This window comes from Emticicia fontis, assembly GCF_054779675.1.
This window is the reverse complement of the sequence record NZ_BAAGXU010000017.1, coordinates 1-18119: the sequence shown is the minus strand read 5'-3', so window position 1 is coordinate 18119 and position 18119 is coordinate 1. Positions and strand designations below refer to the sequence as shown.

General features: G+C 37.8%; 14 protein-coding genes. 10 read left to right on the top strand and 4 right to left on the bottom strand.

Annotation, left to right across the window (positions count from 1 at the left end; genetic code table 11):
• Nucleotide 1 precedes the first annotated feature (1 nt).
• The 5 genes from ACYVFA_RS09675 to dapA all read left to right on the top strand — a co-directional run bounded on the left by ACYVFA_RS09675 (nucleotide 2) and on the right by dapA (nucleotide 6895).
• Nucleotides 2-2533 carry a glycosyl hydrolase family 2 protein gene (locus ACYVFA_RS09675; protein ID WP_460471621.1) on the top strand — a complete coding sequence of 844 codons (2532 nt, stop codon included), beginning with the start codon at nucleotides 2-4 and terminating at the stop codon, nucleotides 2531-2533.
• A 104-nt stretch (nucleotides 2534-2637) separates the two neighbouring features.
• Nucleotides 2638-3966, top strand: a complete 1329-nt coding sequence (locus ACYVFA_RS09670; RefSeq protein WP_460471620.1) for an MFS transporter — start codon at nucleotides 2638-2640, stop codon at nucleotides 3964-3966.
• The gene (locus ACYVFA_RS09665; protein WP_460471619.1) at nucleotides 3963-4403 is read left to right on the top strand and encodes a nuclear transport factor 2 family protein; all 441 of its coding nucleotides are present in this window, start codon (nucleotides 3963-3965) and stop codon (nucleotides 4401-4403) included. Before ACYVFA_RS09670 ends, ACYVFA_RS09665 begins: the two co-directional genes overlap by 4 nt.
• Before the next feature lie 119 nt (nucleotides 4404-4522).
• Entirely contained in the window at nucleotides 4523-5797 is a 1275-nt protein-coding gene (locus ACYVFA_RS09660) for a serine hydrolase domain-containing protein (RefSeq protein ID WP_460471618.1), read from the top strand.
• Between the two features lie 213 nt (nucleotides 5798-6010).
• A complete protein-coding gene (dapA, locus tag ACYVFA_RS09655) occupies nucleotides 6011-6895 on the top strand; it encodes a 4-hydroxy-tetrahydrodipicolinate synthase family protein (RefSeq protein WP_460471617.1) in 885 nt (294 codons plus the stop codon).
• An 18-nt stretch (nucleotides 6896-6913) separates the two neighbouring features.
• Here dapA and ACYVFA_RS09650 read toward each other — a convergent pair whose 3' ends face one another.
• A complete protein-coding gene (locus ACYVFA_RS09650; protein ID WP_460471616.1) occupies nucleotides 6914-7828 on the bottom strand; it encodes a YihY/virulence factor BrkB family protein in 915 nt (304 codons plus the stop codon).
• Nucleotides 7829-8016: 188 nt separating this feature from the next.
• Between ACYVFA_RS09650 and porX the strand changes: the two genes are divergently transcribed.
• The 3 genes from porX to ACYVFA_RS09635 all read left to right on the top strand — a co-directional run bounded on the left by porX (nucleotide 8017) and on the right by ACYVFA_RS09635 (nucleotide 11129).
• Complete coding sequence (porX, locus tag ACYVFA_RS09645) at nucleotides 8017-9579, top strand: T9SS response regulator signal transducer PorX (RefSeq protein ID WP_460471615.1); 1563 nt, start codon at nucleotides 8017-8019, stop codon at nucleotides 9577-9579.
• 5 nt (nucleotides 9580-9584) lie between these two features.
• The gene (locus ACYVFA_RS09640) at nucleotides 9585-10298 is read left to right on the top strand and encodes a hypothetical protein (protein WP_460471614.1); all 714 of its coding nucleotides are present in this window, start codon (nucleotides 9585-9587) and stop codon (nucleotides 10296-10298) included.
• Nucleotides 10299-10421: 123 nt separating this feature from the next.
• Nucleotides 10422-11129 (top strand): hypothetical protein, encoded by a 708-nt coding sequence (locus ACYVFA_RS09635; protein ID WP_460471613.1) that lies wholly within the window; start codon nucleotides 10422-10424, stop codon nucleotides 11127-11129.
• Between the two features lie 6 nt (nucleotides 11130-11135).
• On the opposite strand, the gene ACYVFA_RS09630 is transcribed toward ACYVFA_RS09635, so the two are convergent.
• Together ACYVFA_RS09630 and fsa are read right to left on the bottom strand one after the other, a co-directional pair.
• Complete coding sequence (locus ACYVFA_RS09630) at nucleotides 11136-11816, bottom strand: cell division ATP-binding protein FtsE (protein WP_460471612.1); 681 nt, start codon at nucleotides 11814-11816, stop codon at nucleotides 11136-11138.
• 72 nt (nucleotides 11817-11888) lie between these two features.
• Nucleotides 11889-12548 (bottom strand): transaldolase family protein, encoded by a 660-nt coding sequence (gene fsa / locus ACYVFA_RS09625; protein WP_460471611.1) that lies wholly within the window; start codon nucleotides 12546-12548, stop codon nucleotides 11889-11891.
• 433 nt (nucleotides 12549-12981) lie between these two features.
• On the opposite strand from fsa, the gene ACYVFA_RS09620 reads away from it, so the two are divergent.
• Together ACYVFA_RS09620 and ACYVFA_RS09615 are read left to right on the top strand one after the other, a co-directional pair.
• Nucleotides 12982-14274, top strand: a complete 1293-nt coding sequence (locus ACYVFA_RS09620) for a tail fiber domain-containing protein (RefSeq protein ID WP_460471610.1) — start codon at nucleotides 12982-12984, stop codon at nucleotides 14272-14274.
• A 10-nt stretch (nucleotides 14275-14284) separates the two neighbouring features.
• On the top strand, nucleotides 14285-14668 hold the full coding sequence (locus tag ACYVFA_RS09615; RefSeq protein WP_460471609.1) for a hypothetical protein: 384 nt from the start codon (nucleotides 14285-14287) through the stop codon (nucleotides 14666-14668).
• A gap of 52 nt (nucleotides 14669-14720) precedes the next feature.
• Here the strand turns inward: ACYVFA_RS09615 and ACYVFA_RS09610 are convergent, their stop codons facing one another.
• A complete protein-coding gene (locus ACYVFA_RS09610) occupies nucleotides 14721-18026 on the bottom strand; it encodes a VCBS repeat-containing protein (RefSeq protein ID WP_460471608.1) in 3306 nt (1101 codons plus the stop codon).
• Between the last annotated feature and the right edge of the window lie 93 nt (nucleotides 18027-18119).

Genomic DNA, 18119 nt, shown 5'->3' with positions numbered 1-18119 from the left:
GATGAAACGCTTTGTGATTCTTTTTTGCCTGATTGCTTGTCAGGTATCGGCACAAGTTTCTACTACCAAGCCCTGGGCTTATTGGTGGTGGATGGGCAGTGCCGTTACCAAAGATGGAATCAGACAGAATTTACAGGATTATGCCAAAGCGGGTTTTGGAGGAATGCATATTATTCCCATTTATGGAGTAAAAGGTGAAGAAAGCAAGTTTCTACCCTATTTATCAAAAGAATGGCTGGATATGCTTGATTTTACTTTGCAGGAAGCCAGGAAAAACAACCTGGGTATTGATATGACTCTGGGTACGGGCTGGCCTTTTGGCGGTAAAAATGTTTCTACGCAAGATGCAGCACAAGCTTTCAAAGTCATAGAAAAAGACGGGAAATATACGCTTACCTTCGCCCCTACTAATCAGAAAGTAAAAAGGGCAGCACCCGGAGGTGAAGGACTGGTAGTTGACCATTTTAATAAAGCTGCCGTAGCGCGTTACCTGCAAACATTCAAAGAGGCTTTCGGGCAAAAAAACTATCCTGTACGGGCTTTTTATAATGACTCTTATGAAGTTTATGGTGCCAACTGGACTGCTAATTTCTTCCAAAAATTCAAGGAATTAAGAGGATATGATTTGCAGACTCACCTGGATGTATTAGCCAAAGAGAAAGCGGAAACCGAAAGAGAACAGTTGATTTGGGGAGATTATAACGAAACTATTTCAGATATTCTTCGGGAAGATTTTACTAAAACCTGGGTTGGCTGGTCGAAACAACAAGGAAAGATTACACGAAATGAAGCGCATGGCTCTCCTGCAAATATTCTGGATTTATATGCTATTGCTGATATTCCAGAGACAGAATTTTTTGGCAGCAAGCCTTATGGTATTCCGCTTTCAAGAATAGACCCTGATTATGAAGAGAAACGCTTTGGTGTACCTGATGCCCTGGTTGTAAAGCTGGCTTCTTCAGTAGCGAATGTAACTGGTAAAAAACTGGTGAGCTCAGAAACTGCTACCTGGCTGGCCAATCATTTTAAAGTATCGCTTTCGCAAGTCAAGCCCATTATTGATGAGTCATTTATTGGCGGGGTTAATCATATTTTTTATCATGGTATGCCCTACTCGCCACCTAATGAGCCATTTCCGGGTTGGTTGTTTTATGCTTCTACCAATTTTAATCAACAAAGCCATTTCTGGGAATATCTGCCTGAGTTGAATAATTATATTGCCCGCTGTCAGGAGAAACTGCAAAATAGTAAACCGGATAACGATATTCTGATGTATTTCCCTATTCCTGATTTATGGCAATCGGTAGGTAATAAGACTAAAACTCATGCGATTGATGTACACGCCATTATGAAAGATGGTATGTTGCATTCTGCTTTTGGAGACGCTTGCAAAGAACTGATAAAACACGGGTATACTTTTGATTTTGTTTCTGATTTGCAATTGAAAAATTCTAAGATTGCAAATAAACAATTGATTACGCAAGGAAAGCAAGCCTATAAAGCTATTGTTGTGCCTCCAGTACAATATCTTCCCGTAGAAACACTGGCTTATTTAGAGAAATGTAAGAGTGCAGGAATACCAGTATTTTTCATTAATCAATTGCCGAAATCTACCACAGGATTTCATGATTGGGAATCACGCCAAAAGCAATTTGAACAGCTTTTGGTTAAATTGAATCCCAGTGTAAGTGCTGATATTATTGAGAGTTTGAAAGTTGCTAAGATAAGACAGGAGAACATGGCTGAATCGGGTTTGTCATTTATCCGAAAGAAAAATGACAATGGCACAGTCTATTTTGTAAGCAATTTAGGTAATCAGTTTCAGCAAGGAAATATTCAATTAGCTACTTCTGCGCAAGCTGTGAGGTTATATGATGCCCTGCATCAGAAAAGTACCTGGGTTAATGTCAAAAAAATCGGTAATAATCTGGTTGAAATACCTTTATCGCTTTTTGGCGGGGAGAGTGTATTTATTGAAACTTTTACTCAAAAACCTGCGAATGCTAAAGTTTCACCAACTAGGGCAATCTATGAAACAATTGCCTTGAAAGGCAACTGGCGAGTAGATTTTGTGAAAGGGGAACCTTTTATCCCAAGTTCTTTTCAAACTGACAGTCTGCAATCATGGGTAAATCTGACAGATTCGACGGCTCAGTATTTTAGCGGAACTGCACACTATCAACTACAATTCAGTTTAGACAAAAGCCAGATCAGAAACGGCTATATAGACCTTGGGGATGTAAGAGAAATGGCGACTGTGAAACTTAATGGTAAGGATTTAGGCAAATACTGGTCTTTACCGTTCAGAGTTCCGGTTACGGCCGATTTATTGAGCAGTACCAACAAATTAGAAATAGAAGTAACCAATTTATCAGCTAACCGGATTAGGTATTTAGACAAAACGGGAGTAAATTGGAAGAAATTTTATGACACCAATATGGTGGACATACGCTATCAACCCTTTAATGCCGCAAAATGGGAACCTGTTCCATCAGGACTATTAGGCACTGTAAAATTAGTTTTTGAAAAATAAGAAACTGTTTGAATCCTTCTTATTACGTTCAAAACATTTTCTTAATCCATCATGGAAAGGAAGCGCTTCCTTTTCTGGACCTAATCTTTTTAACCCTATAAACTATGGAAAAAATCGGAAAGTATCGTTGGACTATCTGTAGTCTGCTTTTTATTGCCACCACCATCAACTATCTCGACCGAAACGTAATTTCTTATTTAAAACCTTATCTGGCAGAAGCCTTCAGCTGGTCGCCTGAGCAGGAAGTGAATGACTATGCTAATATTGAACTAGCCTTCAAATTTGCTTACGCTTTCGGGATGTTCTTCGCAGGTGGCTTTGTTGATAAATTCGGAACAAAATTAGGCTATGCCATAGCCACAGGACTTTGGAGTGTAGCGGCTGTAGCTCACGCGCTTTGTACCGGAACCTTAGGCTTTATTGTTGCCCGTATTTTCTTAGGCGTTACAGAGGCCGGAAACTTTCCGGCAGCCATCAAATCAGTAGCTGAGTGGTTTCCTCAAAAGGAAAGAGCTTTGGCGGCTGGTTTTTTCAATTCAGGGACTAATATCGGTGCTATCATTGTGCCTTTGAGTGTACCTATGATTGCTGAAAAATGGGGCTGGCAATGGGCATTTATCCTAACCGGGGTTATTGGTTTTATCTGGCTTATTTTATGGTTTATCTACTATGAAGTACCAGAAAAACAAAAACGCTTATCAAAAGCCGAATATGACTATATCCAGTCTGATAAATCAGAACCTGTTTCACAAGAAAGTGTTCCGTGGAAAAAATTGTTAACTTACCGTCAGACATGGGCCTTTGCTATTGGTAAATTTTTGACCGACCCAGTGTGGTGGTTTTATCTTTTCTGGTTACCAGACTTCCTGATGAAAGAATATGGTTTATCTAAAACCGAAGTTGCGGTGCCATCTGCCTTGGTGTATATCATTGGTAGTGTGGGTAGTATCTTTGGTGGTTGGTTGCCTCTAAATTTCATCAATAAAAACTGGCCGGCTTTTAAAGCGCGTAAAACCAGTATGCTTATTTATGCTTTTGCCGTATTGCCTGTATTATTCTCGCAATATTTAGGTGCAATCAATATGTGGCTGGCAGTATTAGTCATTGGTATTGCAGCCTCGGCTCACCAGGCGTGGAGTGCGAATATCTTCACTACGGTATCAGATATGTTCCCTAAAAAAGCGACGGGTTCAGTAACAGGTATTGGTGGAATGTTTGGTGGATTAGGGGGTATCCTTTTAACCTGGTTGGTACAAAAGAATATGTTCGTGTATTATACCAAAATCGGGCAGATACAAACCGGATACTTTATTATGTTCTGTATTTGTGGTGGTGCCTATTTATTAGCTTGGACAATCATGCACTTCCTGGTACCTACCATGAAAAAAGTAGAATTGGACGATTATAAAAATACTAAACCTCCGAAAATATGAAAAAATTAATTGTATTAGGTATATTCTTATTGCTTAGCCAGTTTTCTTTCGGACAAGATATAAAAGCAACAATCGAAGATTTAGAAAGAAAACGCTTTGATGCACAAGTTGCCAAAAATGGTGATTATCTGAATAAAATCTTTGCAGATGACCTGATTTATGTTCATTCGAGTGGAAAAACAGATAATAAAGAAACCTATGTGGCTTCGGTGCTGAATGGAGGTAGTGTCTATTCGAAAGTAGAAATAGAAGAGCTTATTGTAAGAGCCTATAATAAAAACCAGACTGCCGTGGTGAATGGCAAAGTGTTGATTACCCAACCTCCGGTTGATGGTAAGCCTGTACTTTTGCACCTGCGTTATCTGGTTGTTTATACCAAAGACAGTAAAAAAGGCTGGCAGTTAAATTCATGGCAAGCCTCAAGACTGCCCAATTGATTTCAATTTTATTCTAAGCAAAATTAATAGTGGTTATACTACTTCTGTATATTATAGAAGTAGTATAACCTTTCTCATTATTGAGAGAATTGTATAAATAAACTCTATTTCTATCCCTAATGAAAAAATTAGTTTCTCTAGCAAGCTTCATTCTACTCTTTTTGATAACCGGAGTCAATGCTCAGACACCGCAGGTATTGACCCAGGCCAAAACACCCGAAGAGGTAGGTTTTTCAAGCGAAAGGTTGAAAAAACTGGATGCCCATTTTCAGGAGATTGTAGATAAAGGCATTGCTCCTAACATTGTTACACTTGTGGCCAGAAAAGGTAAAATTGTGCATGAGAAGGCTTTTGGATTTAGTAATTTAGAAAATAAAACCCCATTAAAAAAAGACGATATTTTTAGAATTGCCTCTCAGTCAAAACTTATAACAACTGTGGGCTTACTCATGCTGTTTGAAGAGGGTAAATTCTTTTTAGATGAACCTATTTCGAAATATATCCCGGCTTTTAAAAATGCAAAGGTACTGGTCAATTATGACGATAAAGACCGTAGCAAATATATTACTCGTCCGGCTAAATCAGCTATTACTATCCGTCAATTACTAAGTCATTCGGCGGGTATTCCGTATGAACATCCCTTGCAGGATTTACCTGAGTTTAAAGTGCCTTTCTTCTGTTCGGTAGAAAAGGATATGCTAAAAGATGTAGTGGATAAAATAGCTGCGCGTCCGCTCCTATCAGACCCCGGCACACAGTTTACTTATGGTTTGAACACTGATGTGATTGGTCGATTGATTGAAGTGCTTTCGGGGATGTCATTCGATGAATATCTGCGTAAGAAAATATTGGATCCTTTAGGCATGAATGATACTTATTTCTACTTGCCCGCTGATAAGGCTAGCCGATTGGTGGAATTGTATTCGAAAGGTAGTACAGAAGAAAATTTAAAAATTCATACTAATGAGACCTATAGAAAGTTTGCTATTACCGGACAAAAAACCTATTTTTCCGGTGGAGCAGGTTTAGTGAGCACAGTTCAGGATTATGCTAAAATTTGTCAATTCATACTGAACAAGGGAGAGTTTAATGGCAAAAGATTGTTAAGTAAAAGTACGGTAGAACTGATGGCTCGTAATCAGATAGGTGATAGCTTTGTTTGGGACAGGCAAGATAAATTTGGTTTGGGTTTACAAATCATTACACCTGAATCGCATTATGGCGACAACGCTACACCCGGCTCTTTGACATGGGGAGGTATGTACTGTTCTGAATATACTATTGATCCTAAAGAGGATTTGATTTTACTGGTATTTACTAATGTTCACCCTTATGCCCATTATTCTGATATTGTTCGAAAATTCAGAATTCTGGTTTATCAGGCACTTTTATAATTTATTATGTGGAACCAATTCTTTAGGATGGCAAAAAATGGGTCTTTGTTATCGTTTTACAATAATAAAAGGACATAAAAGGTAGACGCTACGGTGTATACCTTTTCGCAATTTAAAAAGTGGCCGTTGGTTATGAACTGCCCTTATCGTTTTGCAAAGTCCGATTTTTCTGACGAACTTTGCTCATCTAGACAAATCTATTATTCTATAAAAATGGCACATCCGTTACAAGGAGTAGGTGTAGCTTTAATAACACCATTTGATGAACAGCACGAAGTTGATTTTGACGCTTACGGCAGGCTGCTCGATTTTACAAGCACAGGCGGGGTAGATTATTTTGTTGTGCAGGGTACAACAGGAGAAACCTCTACTACTACTGCCAAGGAAAAGATTGATTTACTGAAGCTTACAAGAGAAAATAACCCCAGGAACCTGCCTATTGTATATGGCTTAGGAGGGAATAATACCAAGACAGTTCTAGAAACTATCAAGACTACTGATTTGACAGGTGTTACAGCTATCTTATCAGTTTGTCCTTATTATAATAAGCCTTCTCAGGCTGGTTTAATTGCACACTTTACTGCTATTGCAGATGCTTCTCCGGTGCCGGTTTTGTTGTATAATGTACCGGGGCGTACGGTTATCAGCCTGCAAATTGCAACAGTGGTTGAATTGGCCAAACACCCGAATATTATTGGTATCAAAGATGCCAGTACTATTGAAAACGCTTTGGAACTAGCAAAACGTTGTCCGGAAAATTTCCTTTTATTATCAGGCGATGATAATCTGGTTACTACATCTATCAGTGTGGGCTTCAAAGGAGTTATTTCGGTGATTGCCAATGCATTCCCGAAGGAATTTGGTGAAATGACCTGGGCTGCTCTGAATGGTGATTTTGGCAAAGCAGCTGATTTGCAGAAAAGATTTGTAGATTTTGATACTTTACTTTATACAGAATCGAATCCGGTAGGTATCAAAAAATGTCTTGAAATTAAAGGGGTTTGTAGTTCAGAAGTGCGCTTACCGTTGGTAAAAGCCACTGATGGCCTAGGAGAGAAGCTGGAAAAAGCTATGATTGCTGAAGGTTTCTGGAAGTAATTTACCAATAGATATTTATTATTGCAAAGGTGAGTCAATCTCACCTTTTTCAATTTTATAAGTAGTAAGCGCTTCTCTCACCGAAATATTTATTTCAAAGCCAAGAATCAAAATCAGGGCAATCAGGTACAACCATACCATCAAAGCTATCAGCGTACCTATAGAACCATAGAGTTTATTATAAGAATTGAAATTAGCCAGATAAAACGAAAAAAGGTTCGTGGCTAAAATCCCCAGAATAGATGCAATCAATGCTCCTATATTGAAGAATTTCAATCTTTTATGAACCGCAGGAGCAAAATAGTAGATAACACAGATACCAAAAAAGAAAATCAGGAAGATACCACCATATCGCACCACCTGAAACAGGTAAAAGCTAAAATTTTCGTTCAACAACTCTTTAGCAAATAAGAAATCTATGATGATTCTGCCCACAACCAGGATAACAATCGCACAGACCATTACGATGATCAATAATATAGTCAAGAAAAGTGCCATCAGTCTGGCTTTCAGATAGTTGCGTTTTTCTTTTACCTGTAAGGCCATATTAAAAGCACGCATGAGCGCCATCATACCATTGGTAGCAGCAAAAACCGTAAAGAAAAAACCAAATGAAAGAACGTCGCTACGTTTTCTACTTACAATCTCGTGAATGGTTACTGCTGTGTTTTCATATATTCCTTTGGGTATGGCATCTTGCATAAACTTCATAATCTGCCTGTCAAGATGATTTATTGGGATATAAGGAATGAGTGTAAACAAGAAAATAATTCCGGGAAAAACGGCCAATAAAAAACTATAGGAAACTGAAGCCGCGCGCTGGTCAATGTCAAAAGTTATAATTTTTTTCCAAAGAATTGTCAACAAATTATACAATGAAACAGTTGTGTTCCATAGGTAGATACTTTCAAGGAATTGTTGAAGTCGTTTCAAATTGGTTGTTCTTTGGTCTTATTTACAAAAATACAAATTTACTTGAGTCTACCATCCTCATTGATGGTTTTCCCAAATTTTGTCCTATAGCAAACTAATAAATTTAAGAAAAATTAAGCGTGCGTATAGGCAATAAAAGTTCATATTTTTGCATTGTAGCTTTACATATTTTAAAAACTGATAATCTTATGCGATATAACATACTCTGGGCAGACGACGAGATTGATTTACTAAAACCATACATAATTTTTCTACAAGGTAAAGGCTACGATGTTACTCCCGTACCAAGCGGTGCTGATGCTATTGACAAAGTAGAAACTGAGCGTTTTGATGTAGTTTTTTTGGATGAAATGATGCCTGGCATGACAGGGCTTGAAACTCTTTCACAAATTAAAATACTCAAGCCCAATTTGCCCATTGTGATGATTACGAAGTCGGAAGAAGAGCGGATTATGGAAGATGCCATCGGTTCAAATATTGCCGACTATCTGATAAAACCATTGAATCCGAATCAGATTCTACTTTCGGTAAAAAAGATTCTTGAAAATAAACGCCTGATCTCTGAAAAAACGAATCTGGGCTATCAGCAGGATTTCCGCAACTTGGCCATGCAGTATAACGACCGCATCGGGCATCAGGAATGGGCTGAAATCTATAAAAAACTTATCTACTGGGAGTTGCAATTAGACCGCTCAGAAGATAAAAGCATGGAAGAGGTATTTGGCATGCAGAAATCGGAAGCCAACTCTAATTTCTGTAAGTTCATAGAAGACAATTACGAAGACTGGCTCAACGACCCGAAAGTTGATAAACCTTTACTTTCTCACCAGTTAATGAAGAAAAAGGTTTTCCCTTTGGTACAGTCAAACTCTCCCCTGTTCTTCTTACTGATAGACAATCTGCGCTATGATCAGTGGAAAATATTGGAAGAGGTGATTAGTGGCTATTTCAATGTAGAAGAAGAAAGTGATTATTATGCTATTCTCCCGACAGCCACCTCTTATGCCCGTAATGCGATTTTCTCAGGCCTGATGCCTTCTGATATGGCACGCCAACACCCTGATTTATGGGTGAATGATGAAGGTGAGAACGAAGATGCGCTCAATAATAACGAAGCAGAGTTCCTAAAACGTCAGATTGACAAAAGCCGTTTAAACATCAGCTTCTCTTACCATAAAATCCTGAATACTAATCAAGGGAAAAGTTTAGTTGATAACTTCAATAATCTATTGAAGAATCAGTTAATTGCCATTGTTTACAACTTTGTAGATATGCTTTCGCATGCCCGTACCGAGATGGGTATGATTAAGGAACTGGCACCTGACGAGTCGGCTTATCGTTCTATCACAAGGTCATGGATTGAGCACTCGCCTTTATTAGATTTATTGAAGAAAATATCGGAGAAAAAAGGTCGGTTGGTGATTACCACCGATCACGGTATGATTCGCGTAAAACATCCGAAAAGAATTGTTGGAGATAGAAATGTAAATACTAACTTGCGTTATAAACAAGGTAAAAATCTGAATCTGGACGATAAAGACGACCATGTATTGGTAGTAAGAAGACCTGAATTATTTATGCTGCCAAAGCCTAATGTGTCAACGGCCTATTTCTTTACGATGGAAGATTATTTCTTTGCGTATCCGAATAACTATAACCATTATGTGAGCCATTATAAAGATACTTTCCAACATGGAGGTATTTCGATTGAGGAAATGATAGTGCCTTTTGCTTATCTGACTGCAAAATAGTAAAAATGAGAGTCTTACTTTGCATATTCTTTTATTTAGGTATATCAGAGGTTGTAGCTCAGACAGACCGGAAAGACTATATTCCTAACAAGTACTCCTTTTTTATGGCTCTGAATATGGGCAATCCGGTTGGGGCTTATCGAACCATATTGAAAGAAGGAGATAAAGCAAGAACCAGATTTGGTGCTTCCATTGGTTTGTTAGTAAATCCTTTGGGGAAGAAAAAACTTTCTCCGATAATGCTCGGGGTAGAAGGTGGTATCCTGAGTTACAGGGAAGCATCAAATATTACTTATCCGGGAAATTTTTATCTTAGCGGTTCATCTTCATGGTTGAATGGTGTGGTAAGGTATCGTCCCATTCTATGGAGTTCGATATTTAACCCTTACGCTGATATTTTTTACGGAACTAAATTCATTAAAACATCTTTAATAGAAAAAATAAATGAGGAGAATTCCCAAATTTTACAAAAATGGGCTAGAAAAACTCCAAACTATGGTATTGGCATTGGTGTGGGTATTAAATTAATCAAAAATGAGAAAAACGGGTATCTGGATATCGGGGTTTACTACCAAAAGGCCGATGCGACCGGAATTGTCAAACCTAATTCTGTGCAGATTGATAATAGTTTCAAAATTTACAGTGAAGAAGTACTGACAACAACTAACCAATTGATTGTAAAAGTTAGTATTAACTTGTTTAATTTCAGGTCTGATTAAGTCTTTTATTATGGCTTTCAAATAATAAGGTTTATAAGGAGTGTATAACCCATTGATATTCTCATTGATCTCTATAAATAATTTCAGAATTTCCACTGACATCTCAGCAAAATAGCAACAAAAATGAGATTTATACTTTACTTATTCTTTTGCGCAAGTTTCTTAAAAGTTGCTGCCCAACAACAGCAGCAGACTCAATATATTGAAGATAAATACTCCTACTTCATTGCGTTGAGTTTGGGCAATGCTGTAGGAAATTATAAAACTATCCTTAAAGAAGGAGATAAAGCAGGCACTAAATTTGGTTTGACTGGTGGTGTGCTATTTAACCCTTATGGACGAAAAAAAGCTTCTCCGGTCTTTTATGGTGCTGAAATTGGTTTTCAGGGAGATGGCAGAGAAGACCCTATAACTACTTATACAGGAGATTTTCGGGTAAGTAATACATCTTTTTGGTTAAATGGTCTGGCACGTTACCGTCCTGTCTTATGGAGCTCGAAATTTAATCCTTATGCTGATGCTTTTTTCGGCGCTAAAATTATCCAGACAAGTCTGGTAGAACAATTAAATGAAGACGATTCAGAAACTCTGAATAGATGGACTAAAGTAACTCCTAACTATGGTTTAGGTGTGGGTGTAGGTATCAAATTATTTGGAAGTATGAAGAATAGCTATCTGGATATAGGAGTGTATTACCAGCAAGCCGATGCTACCAAGATTGTAAAGCCTCGCACCGTAGAAATTGATAATAATTTCGAGTATAAAAGTAAACAGATTTTGACTGCTACTAATCAGTGGGTGATTAAGATAGGTATTACAGGCTTTAATTAATGCAGATTACATACTTTCTGATAAATCCTGTACTAATCCTTTATCACAGTAGAGTGTACGGCGTGGGAAACGTTCTATCAATTCGAAATCATGTGTAGCCATCAATACGGCTGTATTTGATTTCTCATTGATATCCATAAATAATTTCAGAATTTCTACCGACATTTCAGGGTCAAGATTTCCTGTTGGTTCGTCGGCCAATAAGATTTGTGGTTGGTTGAGTAAAGCACGGGCTATACCTACTCTTTGTTGCTCGCCTCCTGATAGTTGGTGAGGCATTTTTTCAAGAATATTAGAAAGATTTACCAGATTCAATACCTCACTGATTCTCACACTCATTTCTTCTTTATCTTTCCAACCCATAGCCTTCAGATAAAACATGAGATTTTTCTCTACGTTTCTATCACCTAATAATTGAAAATCCTGAAAAACGATTCCGATATTTCTTCTTAAATGAGGGATTTGGGAACGCTTTAGCGCATGAAGTTCATACCCAACTACTACCCCAGTGCCTTTTTCGAGCCAGAGGTCAGCATATAATGTTTGTAAAACTGAAGATTTTCCGCTACCTGTACGACCAATTAAATAAACAAACTCACCTTGATGAATAGTAAAATTCACTGCTGATAATACCAGTTGATCACGTTGATAAATATAGGCGTTCTGTAGAGAAATGACGGGTTCCATGTATCGGAGATTAAATACCTTTCAATATTAAGCAGTTTTTGCTAGAAAAACTGCTTAATATTCAACAAAAGCTTATTTCTGATTTACTTTTGCGTGGTCAGCTAGGAACTTGGCTAAACCACTATCAGTTAATGGGTGATTCAATAAAGCTAAAATAGCCGAAAGTGGGCCTGTCATTACATCCGCACCAATTTTAGCACATTGAATAATATGCATAGGATGACGCACCGACGCAGCTAATATCTGTGTTTCGTAGCCATAGTTATCATAAATCAGGCGAATATCTTCAATCAGATTCATACCATCTGTTGAAATATCATCTAAACGACCTACGAATGGTGATACATATGTAGCACCTGCTTTAGCCGCTAACAATGCCTGACCCGGTGAGAACACCAATGTACAGTTTGTTTTAATACCTCTTTCTGAAAAATATTTAATAGCCTTAATACCGTCTTTTATCATCGGTATCTTAACTACAATCTGCTCATCTATCTCTGCTAATTCTTCACCTTCATTAATCATCTCTTCGTATTTCGTAGAGATTACCTCAGCACTCACATCACCATCCACTATCTCACAAATCGCCTTATAGTGACGCATTACATTATCTTTTCCGGCAATACCTTCTTTTGCCATTAATGATGGATTAGTAGTAACACCATCAAGCACACCCAAGTCTTGTGCTTCTTGTATTTCTTTAAGGGAGGCGGTATCGATAAAAAATTTCATAGAACATATAGCCCCATATCCGAAAATCGGAAGATTTTGTTAGGAACTTTCATGCCTTTGGGGGTTAGCTACATGAAAGTAGTGGTTTATATTTGAACAATTGCTATGAGCCTAAAACAAAAAAAGGCAAATTCACCGCTCAACCACAATACCCTTGCTTCGGTCAAGACCTGGGGGATTCAGCAGGAGCTGGTAATTTGCCGCTGCAAAGGTATGAAATTTTTCCACTCTCTACAAATGGTTTTAGAAAAAAGACAAATGAATTCCCAGCACTATGAACAAAAGAATATATAAATTGATTAAATTTTTACGCATAAAATTTAATCAATTTATTTAAAGTTGTAAAATATATATATCTTTGAAAAACAATAAGTAGTAGTCTTAACTTATTGACTGTCACCCGTTTCATTTTATGTCATAAAACTAATTTACTATGAAAATAACCTCGACTTTTACCACAGGTTGTATCTTCTTTTTATGCCTGATAACGCTCTGTGATGCCTTTCCGCAAAGCACAAAAAAAACTAAAAAAATTACTTCAGGCTACATTGTACCGAAAGTTTATTCTCAACGTAAAAACCCCGAACAATTTCTGAAAGACCAGCAAGGGCAGAAAATTGAACTAAAAGAACGCAGTGTAGCCGACCAGGTAATAGCTGATGATTTAATTGTGCAAGGCAGCGAATGCGTAGGCCTTGATTGCGTAAACAATGAAAATTTCAGCTTCACTACTATCAGATTAAAAGAAAACAATACCCGCATAGGTTTTGATGATACTAGTGCTAGCTCTGGCTTTGCTGCAAATGATTGGGAAATTGAAGCTAATGAGAGCGCATCAGGAGGAACCAATTCTTTTGCTATCAATGATGTGACCGGAGCAAAGACGCCATTTAAAATTATAGCAGGAGCACCGACAAGCAGTTTATTCGTGGCTTCCACTGGTAGAATCGGTTTAAGAACAAACACTCCTGTATTAGATCTCCATATCAATACCAATAATACCCCTGCCATAAGAATAGAGCAAAACAGTTCAGGAGGTTTCTCGGCTCAAACCTGGGACATGGCCGGCAATGAAGCTAATTTCTTTATAAGAGATGTGACAAGCGGTAGCAAATTACCCTTCAGAATAAGACCAGGAGCACCAACTAGTAGTATTGATATTGCTGCTTCAGGGCAAGTTGGTATTAATACGGCCAGTCCGATAGCTACCCTTCATGTAGAAGGCTTCGCTTATGTAAGAGATTCTCTATTTGTAAAAGGCTCAATATTACCTGGAGCAATTGTTTCCCCTTCCGACATACGGTTAAAAAGAAATATCCTGGATATGGGTAGCATGACCAGTCTTATCCGTTTGTTAAGTCCCAAGACCTTTTATTATAAAACCGACCAGTATCCGGCGCTAGGGTTCTCCAATCAATTACAGTATGGTCTGGTGGCTCAGGAGGTTGAAAAAGTTTTGCCATCGTTTGTAAGCCAGAGTTCCATACCCGGACAGAATGAAAGGTTTAAAACAGTTAATTACGTCGGCCTCATTCCTATTTTATTACAAGGCATAAAAGAGCAGATAACGGTTAATGAACTGCAAAAGGCAGAAATTGATGATTTAAAGGCCAAACTAGCGCAATATGAAGCGCTCAATACCCGCTTGGCTCGATTGGAGGCTATCTTAAACAAAGAAGCTATTTTAAGCAAAGAAGAAAAAGATAAAAAAGCTGACAAAAAATAAATCTGAAAAAATGAAAACTATCTATACAATTATTATTCTGTCTTTTCTGAGTTTATCAGCCTTTTGCCAAGGCATCGACCAAAATGGACGAACCTCAGAACAACAAAAAATGACCTCTGTTACTCCTGTGCAAGATGTTTATTTGCAAGAAGATGCCTCCGCCAAAACAAGCGTCTCATTCAAACTGAAATATGCCCTTCCTGTAGGAAAAACTTCAGGAGAAATTATTCTATTTCATCCTAAAGCTGACCAGGTTCTTAAAAAAATCAGTTTAACTCAGCAACAAGGTTCAGTTGAGATTTCAACGAAAGATTTACCTTTCATAAGCGTCGTTGTTGCGTTGTATACAGATACAGCGCCATTACAGATAAAAACTATCAGGTTAACTCAATAAAGATAAACCCATTTTCAAGAGTCCGATAGCATTTACCTACTATCGGATTTTTTCATTTGTTTTTAAAAACTTTCAGAGGGGCTCTATTCTGAGAAACTACATAAAGTCTGCTTTTTGAAGCAGTTTTCAGTGTAATGATATCTTTACAATCTCCATCAGCCACAAAACCGGTTTTATCATAGAGCATAGGTTTAAAATTCCCCTTACCATTTCCAGTGAGCACAAGTCCTACTGAAGCATCATATCTACCCGCAATAGGTTCGGCATCATAGGCATTACCTACCATCATCATATCTAGATTCCCATCATGATTAATGTCTTCTATCAATATGCTTTGCACAGGTGCCCATTGCGCCATCTGCGGCAAAGGTTTCAAAGCGAATTTCCCGTTGCCCAGGTTTTCGGCATACATACTTTCCTGCACATATGCCTTTCTTATAATAGCCTGCTGCATTTGTTGTTCTGTTAATACCTCTGTCATAGTTGCCCGGGCATACGTGGCATAGTTAGGAAATTTTTCGCGGAAAGAAGGTAATTGTCTCAGCAAATCATCTCTGGTCGGAATCGGATGCTCTTTACCGTTGATATAGTAAGATGGTATTCCATCCCAACGACCGTTTGCATCATAATCTGCCCCATATACTGTCAGGGGTCGTTTTAATGAACAATGATACCGTGAATTCAAACCTATATTACCTAATACTAAATCCATGTCTCCGTCTTTGTCAAAATCTCCGGCTGATACTGCGTTCCAAAAACCATCAGAATTCGGGAAAGCATCCAATCTATCTAATTTGCCCTTATTATTTTTAAAAATACTGATAGGCATCAACTCTCCTACTATCACTAAATCAAGCCAGGTATCATGATCAATATCTACCCATATTGCATCAGTAACCATCCCAATTCTGGCAAGTTCAGTAGAGGATTGTGCAGAATAATCGCTGAAAACACCCTGATCATTTTTCAACAAATAACTATCCCCTGATTGAGGATACTGCAATGGGGTGAGTCTCCCGCCTCTGAAAACATCCAGATCACCATCTTTATCGTAATCGGCTACAGCTACACAAGAGCCACTATGCGCGATAACTGGGAGTCGTCTGGTTGCATCAGTAAAATTCCCTTTCCCATCATTCAGATATAGTCTGTCCTGGAAAAATCTCGAACCATCAAGATATTCATTAGAACCACTTACTATATATAAATCCAGATCTTTATCGAGGTCTGCATCAAACAATATCATTTCTATGTCTTCCTCACCTTTAGGTAAAGATTCATTGGTGTAAGACTTCTGAATAAACTTACCCGATGGTGTCTGTACAAAGAATTTTCCATAGTGCTGATAAGACCCACCTACAAAAAAATCTTCTAACCCGTCATTGTTTATGTCTCCGGCAGCCATTTTCGGGCCTTGTTGTGATAATTTATGCAGCAATAAGGTTTCTACATTATAATCTACATATCGTTCTTCTTTTGGCTGGTAATTAACATTAACTACTGACGTTACGTCGATTAATAAATCAGTTTCCGGTTGATTAACAGATTTAACAGATACGGCAGCATTCACATAATCTAATGTAAGGGTCTGATTAGCGTTTATATTCTTTAGCTTCTGAATCTTTCCATCTGTCCAGACTATTTCAAGAGAGTCTAATACCTCATTTTTCCCTAAACCGAAATGAATGGTATAATCAACCGATGAAGCATATCCTTTTGTAACAGCCTGATGATATTTCTGTAAATTACCTTTGGTATACACACTCACCTCACTTCCAAGGCCATAAATGTTTTTCGGGCTGCCTTTTAGTTGAATTTTTAAAAAATTCGCATTTCCGGCATTATTCCGCATGATATAGGCCGGCTTATTGGTATTATTTACGACAAGGTCTAAATCTCCGTCATTGTCCAAATCAGCATAAGCAGCTCCATTTGAAACTGACAGAGAATCTCCAAACCACTGCGATGTAGTATTTTCAAACGTCAGGTCTCCTTTATTTCTATAAAAACAGTTTACATCATTCCACGAAGGCAATTCTAATGACCTGTCAATCATATACCTTCTCAAATCTCCCAGATTATGTTGCTCATAGGCCACATTGTAAGAGATAAAATCAAGATTCGTAATGTCTCTTAAGTAACCATTTGAGATAAATAAATCTTTCAAACCATCATTATCAAAGTCAGCAAACAAAGGTGCCCAACTCCATTGGCTGCTATGGACACCTGCCAGTTGTCCGATTTCTGAAAAAAGCAGTCGACCATCTGGGGTTTTACCTAAATTCAGATGCAACATATTTCGCATGAATTGTGAATGGTATCCGGTATATAGTTCTACCTCATATTGCTCAAAGTTTCCTGGTCCTGTCATCATTTTTCGCTGTTCATTAGTAGCGGGCAGCATATCAACCATCATGATGTCCATTCTGCCGTCATTATTAAAATCTGCTACGTCATTACCCATCGAAAAACGGCTATGATGTTTCAGGTACTCTTTTGCCGTCTCTTTAAAAGTTCCATCCTGATTATTTACATAGAGCAAATCGTTCGGCAGAAAGTCATTACTTACAAAAACATCTTCCCAACCATCATTATCTATATCACAGATGGATAAGCCCAAACCATTCCCATCGTGTAAGATACCTGCTTTTCGGGTTACATCAATAAATTTAGCATTCCCATCATTCTGGTATAATTTATCATTTGAATAGCCTGTTCCGTCGTTGACAGGCGTGGTAATACGATTAGGATTACGAACAAGATTGGTGGTTGTCAATAAATACATATCCAGGTCTCCATCTTTATCATAGTCAAAAAAGGCTGCCTGACTCGAGTAGGTAGTATCTGCTAAACCATATTCCAATGCTTTTTCTTTAAAAGTCGGAATCCCATTTTGCCCAGTGCCCTGATTAATGTACAATTGATTAGCTCTTAAATCGCCTATATAATTACCTGATTTACAAACATATATATCCAATAGTCCATCCGCGTTTACATCTGCCATTGTTACGCCTGTTGACCACCCACCCTTTATAATTCCGGCCTTATCAGTAATATCCTGAAATTTCAGAGAGCTATTCCTTTCACTGCTTACATTCAGATAAATACGATCACCGGACATATTTCCGGTAAAATATAAATCCGGTAGATTATCATTGTTCAAATCACCAACAGAAACCCCGGCACCATTATACACGTTATGAAAATCATAGAGATTAAACTGTTCATTTTCAATAATCTCATTATTAAAGTGAACTCCCGTTTCTTCGGCAGATAATACTGTAAATAGTGTTTTTGACTTATTTTCGCACGAAAAAAAGAATGGAATTACAAGCAATAAGAAAAATTTCGGATTCATGACTTAAATAATGTACAGGATAGATGTTCAGTAAGAACATGTTTAAAAATTATATTTGTTATAATTCATAATCGATTTAGAATAATTTGGCAA